5 protein-coding genes are annotated in these 8481 nt (G+C 73.3%); 1 reads left to right on the forward strand and 4 read right to left on the reverse strand.

What is annotated here, in order from left to right:
• The 4 genes from CCL05_RS46685 to CCL05_RS37860 form a co-directional block, all read right to left on the reverse strand.
• A partial coding sequence (locus CCL05_RS46685) for an ABC transporter ATP-binding protein (RefSeq protein WP_244204539.1) occupies nucleotides 1–1396 on the reverse strand: 1396 nt, incomplete at its 3' end.
• A gap of 110 nt (nucleotides 1397–1506) precedes the next feature.
• On the reverse strand, nucleotides 1507–2265 hold the full coding sequence (locus CCL05_RS37850) for an NUDIX hydrolase (RefSeq protein WP_010034909.1): 759 nt from the start codon (nucleotides 2263–2265) through the stop codon (nucleotides 1507–1509).
• 129 nt (nucleotides 2266–2394) lie between these two features.
• A complete protein-coding gene (locus CCL05_RS37855) occupies nucleotides 2395–4317 on the reverse strand; it encodes a glycogen debranching N-terminal domain-containing protein (protein WP_086565162.1) in 1923 nt (640 codons plus the stop codon).
• A gap of 620 nt (nucleotides 4318–4937) precedes the next feature.
• Nucleotides 4938–6839, reverse strand: coding sequence for a DUF4192 domain-containing protein (locus CCL05_RS37860; RefSeq protein WP_086565160.1), 1902 nt, complete (start codon nucleotides 6837–6839; stop codon nucleotides 4938–4940).
• Between the two features lie 141 nt (nucleotides 6840–6980).
• Between CCL05_RS37860 and CCL05_RS37865 the strand changes: the two genes are divergently transcribed.
• Nucleotides 6981–8481: RecQ family ATP-dependent DNA helicase (locus CCL05_RS37865; RefSeq protein ID WP_086565161.1), on the forward strand; the 1501-nt coding region annotated here is incomplete at its 3' end.

Consider the following 8481-nt stretch of genomic DNA (forward strand, 5'->3'; position numbering starts at 1 on the left):
CTCTTGCGTCCCACCGCGCCGTGCGTGCGCCGGCGCGGTGGGACGCAAGAGGTGCCGTCATCTCCTCAGGACGGGCCTCGGCGTTGGACGGGCGGCCGGCCGACGGGGCGACCGGGCGTTCGTGCGGCTCTGCGGCGAGCTGTGTGGGACCGTCGGAGGACAGCGGCTCGTCGGCGACCGGCTTCGGTGCGTCAACGGCAGGTCGTGGCTCAGCCGGGGGGCACGGCTCGCCGCTGGAGGCTAGGGCTTCGGCGGTGACCGAGGCCGGCTTCGGCACGTCGGGGGAGGGACGCGGCTCGCCGTCGGCGGTCTGGGGCGCAACGGTCGTCCGGTGCACGTCTGTGACGTGCCCTGGCCTGGCACCCGCGCCCTCCGGCTGGAAGCCGACGTGCCCGAGCATGTCGTCCGACCTTCGCACTGTGTGGGCGGCCCTGTGTGAGCCGTCCGCCGTCTGTCCTGCGGTGGCCGGTACCGGGTCACGGCTGATCTGCGGTTCACCTGCCTGTGTTGCTCCCGCCCCAGGCCCCATGTCACCGATCTCATCGGCCAGTTGGTGGACGACGATGCCGTGACGGAACGCCGTCTCGCCGATCTCGGCGCAGGTACTGCCGTACACGGAGAGGCGGTTGCCGCCTTCTCGTACGACTTCGACGGAGCGCCGCGCGGTGCGGGCCTGCTTGGCCACGAGAACCGCCAGACGTGCCGCGTGCGGGCTGCGTACGGCGACCCGGGGGCGCAGGCGGGTGCGCGAGAACTCCGCGACGTCCTGGTCGGCCACGAGCCTGCCCTGCTCCAGAGTGACGACGCGGTCGGCGGTGCGGGCTGCCTCCTTGGGGTCGGCCGTGGTGAACAGGACCGTGCCGCCCTGGGCGGCGTGGGCACGCAGCAGGCCGTGCAGCCAGTGGCTCTCGCGGACGGACAGACCATCGGCCGGGTCGTCGAGAACGAGCGTGTGCGGATCGGCCAGGAGGACGCAGGCCAGGCCCAGGCGGCGGTCCATGCCGCGCGAGAGGGTGCCGAGGCGTTCGTCGCGCAGGCTCACTAGCCCGACCACCTCGAGGACTTCGTCGGCACGCCGGACCGGGACTCCCGCCGCGGCGCACAGCATGCGCAGATGGCCGCGGACCGTGCGGGCGGGGTGCCCCGGCACATCGCCCAGCAGCACACCGACCTCGCGCGAGGGATGGGCGATGCGGTGCAGGGGACGGCCACGGAAGTAGGTGATGCCACGGCCCTGTTGGAGTTCCAGCATGAGTCTGAGAACTGTCGTCTTACCGGCGCCCGGCGCTCCGAGCAGCGCGGTGACGCGGCCCGCTCGCGCCTCGAAGGAGACGTCATCGGCCGCGGGCGGAAGCCCTTTGCGGGCGTTGCTGGTCAGTCCGAAGGCCTGGATCACCTGCAGCAAGATAGCGCGCTATGTCCGTTTTTTCGGGCAGCACGAGGCCTGCCTCGGGCACGACAATCATCCTTGTCCGGACAGCGGGCGCGTGACGTTCCGGACCCGCGTCAGACCTCGGGGCGCAGCATCGGGGGGTTGAGGAGAGTCGCGCCACCGGCACGGAAGAGCTGGGCCGGACGGCCGCCCTGGCGGGTGGTCGTCCCACCCGTGGGGACGAGGAAGCCCGGTGTGCCGGTGACCTTGCGGTGGAAGTTGCGCGGGTCGAGCGCCACGCCCCACACCGCCTCGTAGACACGGCGCAGCTCGCCGACGGTGAACTCGGGCGGGCAGAAGGCCGTGGCCAGCGACGAGTACTCGATCTTGGAGCGGGCCCGTTCCACTCCGTCCGAAAGGATCTGTGCGTGGTCGAACGCGAGCGGCGCGACCGGTTCGGCGTCACGCCCGTAACCGCCCTGCCGCAGCAGTTCCTCCACCGGGGCCCAGCGCGCGTTGCTGGCGTCGCCGCCGGCCCTGGGCGCGGGCAGGTCGGGAGCGAGCGCGAGGTGGGCGACACTGACGACCCGCATCCTGGGGTCCCGCTTGGGGTCGCCGTAGGTGGCGAGCTGTTCCAGGTGCGCCCCGTTGTCCTGGGCGGGGACGGACGGATCGTGGACGCGCAGGCCGGTCTCCTCGGCCAGCTCACGCGCCGCGGCCTGCGCCAGGTCCTCGTCGGCCCTCACGAAGCCGCCGGGGAGCGCCCAACGCCCCTGGAACGGCGGTTCCCCCCTGCGTACCGCCAGCGCACACAGGGCATGGCGGCGAACGGTCAGCACGACCAGGTCCACGGTGACGGCGAAGGGCGGAAACGCTGACGGGTCGTAGGGCATGCGGCGATCATAGTCGTCTGCCTGACGATAAACACTCCCTTCGCCGGTCGCACCGGCGACTGATCCACTTCGGTCGGAAATGGACTTCACTTGAACCCCGGCGGTCGGTCGATTGAACGTCGTACCAGGTCACACCCCCAGTTGAAGTCCGTCGGCCGCTTCCTCGACCATGGCGAGGCCGAGCCGGCTGACCCGCGCGGAGAACGGGGCGCCCGCGATCCGCAGGGCCGTGAAGCCGATCTCACCCAGGGGCGCGCTGCGCATCGGGCGCAGGGTGACGGTGCCGGCCGGGGCGTCGGGGCGGATGCCGACGAGCGTGGTCAGCAGCAGCACTCCGGCGGCCGCCGATGTGGCCGCGGGGCGGCAGGCCGCCGGGTGCGGGAGGGGGGCGCTCCCGTCGGTGCGCTGTTCCCCCGCGTACATGTCGGGCAGCCGGTGGGCGAAGGTCTCGGCGGCCGCGAGCACGCCTCGCAGCAGCGAGGTCGCCTCCTTCTCGTATCCGGCGGCGGCCAGACCCGCGACGGCGAGTGCGGTCTCCTGGACGCGCACGGCCCCGGCGCGATGACCGAACGGATTGAACCCCGGTTCCTTGGCGCCCAGTCCGCGCAGGCCCCAGCCCGAGTCCATGACTGGGCTGCCGAGCAGCCGGGCGAGGTTCTCGGTCTGCACCTTGTCGAGCAGACCTGGTGCCAAGGCGCCCTCGCCCAGCAGGCCGGTGTCGAGGAGGTGGACGGCGGCCGCGCCCAGGTGAGGCACCGGCCTGCCGTCCGGGGCACGGGCTGCCGCGGGCCGGCCGCCCCCGCGGTCGTCGACCCAGAAGTCCCCGCGGAAGGCGGTCCGTAGGGCCAGCGCCCACTGCCGGAGTGCCGGTCCGTCCGTGCGGCCGCAGGCGTCGAGCAGGTCGGCGCCGAGGAGCGCGGCACGATGGGCGTGGGCCTGTGTCTCGCAGCGGACGGGCCCGCCCGGATGCGGGTCGCTCAGGTACGTGTCATCTCCCACGGTGGCTCGCAGCCAGGTCAGACAACGCTCGGCGGCGGGCAGCAGTTCCTCCGTCTCCTGCTCGCCGAGACCCCAGCGGCGAGCCTCGGCGAGCAGCACGGGGAAGAGCAGCGTGGCCTCCGTACCGGTGCACTGCGGCGGAAGGTGCGGGCCCGCGTCCCGTCTCGGGCCGGGGATCATCCCGGACTGTGGTCCCGGACCGGTGAGTTGGGTACGGGCGAGGATCCGCAGCGTCCCCGCTGCCAGGCCCGTACCGAGCGGCAGGGCCATCCGGGCGGCCACGAGCGCCTCGGCGGGGGCCAGACCGCAGCGCCAGGGTGCCCCTGCCGCGAGGTGCGTGTCGGCGGGGTACGCGGAATCACGCAGCAGGAGGGCCTGGAGGTCCTCGATGCTCGCCCTCAGGAGTGCGGGGACTCTCGGGTCGTCGCCTTCCGCTCGCGCGGCGGCCAGGGGGCTGGTCGCCACGCGGCCCACGGCTCGGAGGGGGCCGGCGCCGTCGGGCCGCACCCGCAGCTCCACGCTTGTGCTGCCGCCCGGCGGCAGGTCGAGCTCCCACCGCAGCAGTCCGGCTGAGGCCAGGGCGTCCGAGGGAGGCGGTGCGGCCGTGACGGACGCGTTGCCGGTGGCGCAGGACCAGCGCAGGCCGGAGTCGTGGACGCTGGCGGTAAGTTCGGGGCCGGCGCGGCCCGAGGCGATCGCCCCCAGGTCGGCCAGGTCCGTGCCCAGCGACACCTCGACCGGCAGACGCAGCGGACGGGGAGCCGCGCTGTGCAGGGTGATCCGCTCCGTGCCGTCCGCGAGACGATTGCGTTCCACGATCACGTCCGGATCCGGGCCCGACTGCGGCGACGTGCGGAGTGTGCCCACGAACCTGGCACGGTCAGCCGCGGCCATGCGGGCCTGCACGGCGAGCGGTTCCCGCCCGGCGACGCGGACCTCGCACCGGGAGAGCACCCGCCGGCCGGCGCGATAGAACCCTTCCAGTCCCCGGCCGGTCATCTGCCCTTCCTCCGTCGAGATGGCCAGACCGGGAAGCGCGACACAGATCAGCATGGTGTGGGCCGGCGGCAGGTCGGCGGACCAGCGCAGTCCGGGGATCGTGGCACCCCTGGGAGGCACGGCGGGCTGCCCTGCGGAGGACGACGGGCCCCGGCTCAGAGCCAAGGGCGGTGACGGCGAGCCGTACCCCGACGCGGAATCCGGGCGGCGGTTCTGGCCCGCCCCGTGGGGCGACGAACGGCCGGGGCCCGGTGTCGAGGGCGGGGATGCGTCGGGACCGGTGGGCAGCGAGGCCGGTGCGGCGCCTCCGGGGAACCTGGGCCCGAATCCGTCGACGCGTGCCGCCGGCCGCGGAGGGGCGCTCTCAGCCCCCGACCGTGGAGCGCCTGCACCCGGCAGGGCGGGGCCAGACCCACGAGGTGGCGGCTGAACGCCCGGGGCGTGGCGGTCATCGACGGCGGAGGGCGGAGTCGGCTGATGCATGGAGAGGCTTCCTCTGCGCTCTGTGCGCCTCGACCGAGTCAGGCGCCGGTGCCGGAGGGTTCCGGCGGGGCAGGGGCGGTACGGCGTCACGGCCCGTCCAGGCGTTCCGCCACTCAGGTGAACGGCGTGAACCTCCTTCGGGTCACGCCCGTGCCTCCGCCCCGCGCGCGTCGCGGCCGCCAGGGGGACCCTCACTCCTCCCCCTCCGTGCCCTGGCCGGACTGCGCGCCTTCCTGGCCGATGTCCGCACGCGGCATGGCCGTCTTGCCCGGCGTGCGCGCACGCGTGCCGCTCGTGCGTCCGCTGCCGGACCGTGCCGTGCCCGCGGTCGCCCGCCCGGTGCGCGTGCCGGCGCCTGCGGCACCGCCCGGACGCGTAGGACCTGCCGGAGTACGCCGACGGGGCGCCCGGGTGCCGGGGACGCGGTCTCCCCTGCGGACACCACCCGGGGCGATGCCGGCGCCCTCACCGGCAGCACCGGTGGAACGGACACGGCGTCGACGACGTGAGGGCACCGCCGTGGACGCGACTGCAGGCTCCGGCACGCACTCGGACATGGCTGCCCCTGCGGCGACCTCGTCGGCGGCGGACCGAGCCGGGGAGGCGTCGTCCTGCGGGTCGGAGCCGACCGCCTGTCCGGGCAAGTCGTCCGCCCGGTCGCCACACTCCTCGGCCCGAGCCCGGGAGCCGTCTGCCCCGGAAGCCATGCCGTCGGCCCGAGCACCCATGCCGTTTTCGGCCCGAGCTTGCAAGCCAGCGGCCGGAGCATCCATGCCGTTTTCGGCCCGAGCATCCATGCCGTCGGACCGGGTGGCAGAGTCGGCGGCTCCTGAGCGCCCACGGCCGTCGCGCTCCGCGCGCAGGCAGCTGCGGATCGACTCCGGGTCGAGGCCTTCGTTGCAGGCCTGGTGCAGGAGACGGGCGAAGAGATAGTCGGGGTCCGCGCCCAGAGCCATGGCGAGGGCTTCCCGGGCCTCCAGTTCGTCACCCGTGGACCATGCGACCCATCCGGCGAGAGTGAGCGGCGCCGCGGCGTGCTCGCCGTAGGGTCCTACGCAGCGGCGGGCCAGCGACCGCCACAGGCGCAGGGCGAGTCCGGCCTCGTCGCCCTCCATCCATTCGGCTGCGCGGTCACGGGTCGCGCGGTCCTGGAGGCCGAGGATCAGCCGGGCCGCCTCGTCGTGGGCGAGAAGTTCGTCGTCGCGGAGATCCGCCAGGAGCATGCCGGAGACGGGCTGTGCCCCGGCGAAGCGGTCCAGGATCCGCCCGGCCAGTCGCAGTGTCTCGTCGGCCACGTCGGCGCGGCCGGCGTCGTCCAGGATCCTCGGGACCAGTGCCAGGCTCGCGCTGTCCAGGGCGCTCTCCTGCTCGAGAGCGGCGGCGTTCTCCCAGGGGAGCAGCCGGGCCCGCAGCTCCCGCAGCGTGCCGCGCACCTGGATGCCCGCGTAGGTGGCAGCGGCCGCCAGCACCGATGTGCCGGGCAGGCCCATGGGGGCGCCCTCGGGCGGGCAGCACACCGCGTTGTCACAGCAGAACGACCAGTACCGGCCGTCGGAGATGCACAGTGCCTCGACGACCGTCACGTCCAGGGAACCGCACTCCACGCGCAGCCTGTGCGCCAGCGGCCTCAGCCGCTCCATGACCTGTCGGCCGGACTCGCCCTTCTCCGGTTCCTGGCAGAGGAAGGCGACCATCGAATCGGGGCGGGCCCCTCGGCGCTCGCTGCCTGTCACCAGTCCGTGGGCCAGCTGCCGGGCCGCCGACGGCCAGTCGTCCGCGTTCGCGGGGATGCCGAGGCGGGCCCGGCCCCCGAACCGGCCGCGTCCGTCCCTGTCGTGCAGGGCGACCAGGACGATGCTGTCCTCCGGGCGGTACCCGAGCAGATACGGCAGGGCGTCGGCCAGTTCGGCCGGGGTGCGCAGGGTGACCTGGTGCTCGCCGCCATGTCCGTCGTATGCGGGGCTCGGGGCGTGCGGCCCGGCCCCCTCGCTCGCCCCCTTTTGCGGTCCGCCGTCCTTGTGCTTGCCGTGCGCGTCGGATCCTGTGATGTCGCCGTTTTCAGAGGATCCAGTCGCTTCGCTGTGGTTCGTCATGTGGAGACGATCTCGCGGAATCCGGAGCTCCGCTTGACCCTGTGGATAACTCCGATCAGGGACACGTCACCGGAACGGCGAGGTGCCGCATCACCTCGTCCACCGCTCGCGCTGTCAGTGCCGTCCTGTTGTATGGAACGCATGGAGCACACGAGCAACGCGGATCTCCGGGCGGCGGCCGACACGGTCCTCGCCCGTCTCGTCGGGGACGTCTCGGGGACGGCCCGGCTGCGGGAGGACCAGTGGCGGGCGATCGAGGCACTGGTCGCCGACAGACGCCGCGCCCTGGTCGTCCAGCGCACGGGCTGGGGCAAGTCCGCGGTCTACTTCGTGGCGACCTCGCTGCTGCGGGCCCAGGGCAGCGGTCCGACCGTGATCGTGTCCCCGCTGCTCGCGCTCATGCGGAACCAGGTCGAGGCGGCGGCCCGGGCCGGTATCCACGCCCGGACCATCAACTCCTCCAACACCGAGGAGTGGGATGCCGTTCAGGACGAGATCGCCGCGGGTGAGGTCGACGTCCTGCTGGTGAGTCCCGAGCGGTTGAACAACCCGGACTTCCGGGACCAGGTGCTGCCCCGGCTCGCGGCCGCCACCGGGCTGCTGGTGGTGGACGAGGCGCACTGCATCTCCGACTGGGGCCACGACTTCCGGCCGGACTACCGCCGGCTGCGCACGATGCTCGCCGACCTCCCGCCCGGTGTGCCGGTGCTCGCGACCACCGCCACCGCCAACGCGCGGGTGACGGCCGACGTCGCGGAACAGCTCGGCACGGGCGGCAGCTCCGACGCCCTCGTGCTGCGGGGCCCGCTGGACCGGGACAGCCTGAGTCTGAGCGTGCTCCGGCTGTCGGACGCCGCGCACCGGATGGCCTGGCTCGCCGAACACCTCGACGAACTGCCGGGTTCCGGGATCATCTACACACTCACCGTGGCCGCGGCCGAGGAGGTCACTGCCTTCCTCCGGCAGCGCGGGCACACGGTCACCTCGTACACGGGCAAGACGGAGAACGCCGACCGTCAGCAGGCCGAGGAGGATCTGCTCGCCAACAAGGTGAAGGCGCTGGTCGCCACCTCGGCGCTCGGCATGGGCTTCGACAAGCCTGATCTGGGCTTCGTGGTGCACCTCGGTTCGCCCTCCTCCCCCATCGCCTACTACCAGCAGGTGGGCCGTGCGGGACGCGGCGTGGAGCACGCCGAGGTGCTCCTGCTCCCCGGGAAGGAGGACGAGGCGATCTGGGAGTACTTCGCGTCGCTCGCCTTCCCCTCGGAAGAGCTGGTGCGCCGCACGCTCGACATCCTCGCGCACGCGGAGAAGCCCCTCTCACTGCCCGCCCTGGAGCCCCTGGTGGAGCTGCGCCGCTCCCGCCTGGAGTCCATGCTCAAGGTCCTCGACGTGGACGGGGCGGTCAAGCGGGTGAAGGGAGGCTGGATCGCGACCGGGCAGCCCTGGACGTACGACGCCGAGCGGTACGCGTGGGTGGCGCGGCAGCGCAAGGCCGAGCAGCAGGCGATGCGCGAGTACGCGTCGACGACGGACTGCCGGATGGAGTTCTTGCAGCGTCAGCTGGACGACGAGGCCGCCAAGCCCTGCGGTCGCTGCGACAACTGCGCGGGCCCCCGCTTCACCGCGGACATGTCCGCGG

It is taken from the genome of Streptomyces africanus, assembly GCF_002150735.1.
Taxonomy (GTDB): Bacteria; Actinomycetota; Actinomycetes; order Streptomycetales; family Streptomycetaceae; genus Streptomyces; species Streptomyces africanus.

Excerpts from the sequence above, each read along its gene's own strand:
- CCL05_RS37850 (WP_010034909.1), bottom strand. The coding sequence starts at position 2,265 with ATGCCCTACGACCCGTCAGCGTTTCCGCCCTTCGCCGTCACCGTGGAC.
- CCL05_RS37855 (WP_086565162.1), bottom strand. The coding sequence starts at position 4,317 with ATGCTGATCTGTGTCGCGCTTCCCGGTCTGGCCATCTCGACGGAGGAA.
- CCL05_RS37860 (WP_086565160.1), bottom strand. The coding sequence starts at position 6,839 with ATGACGAACCACAGCGAAGCGACTGGATCCTCTGAAAACGGCGACATC.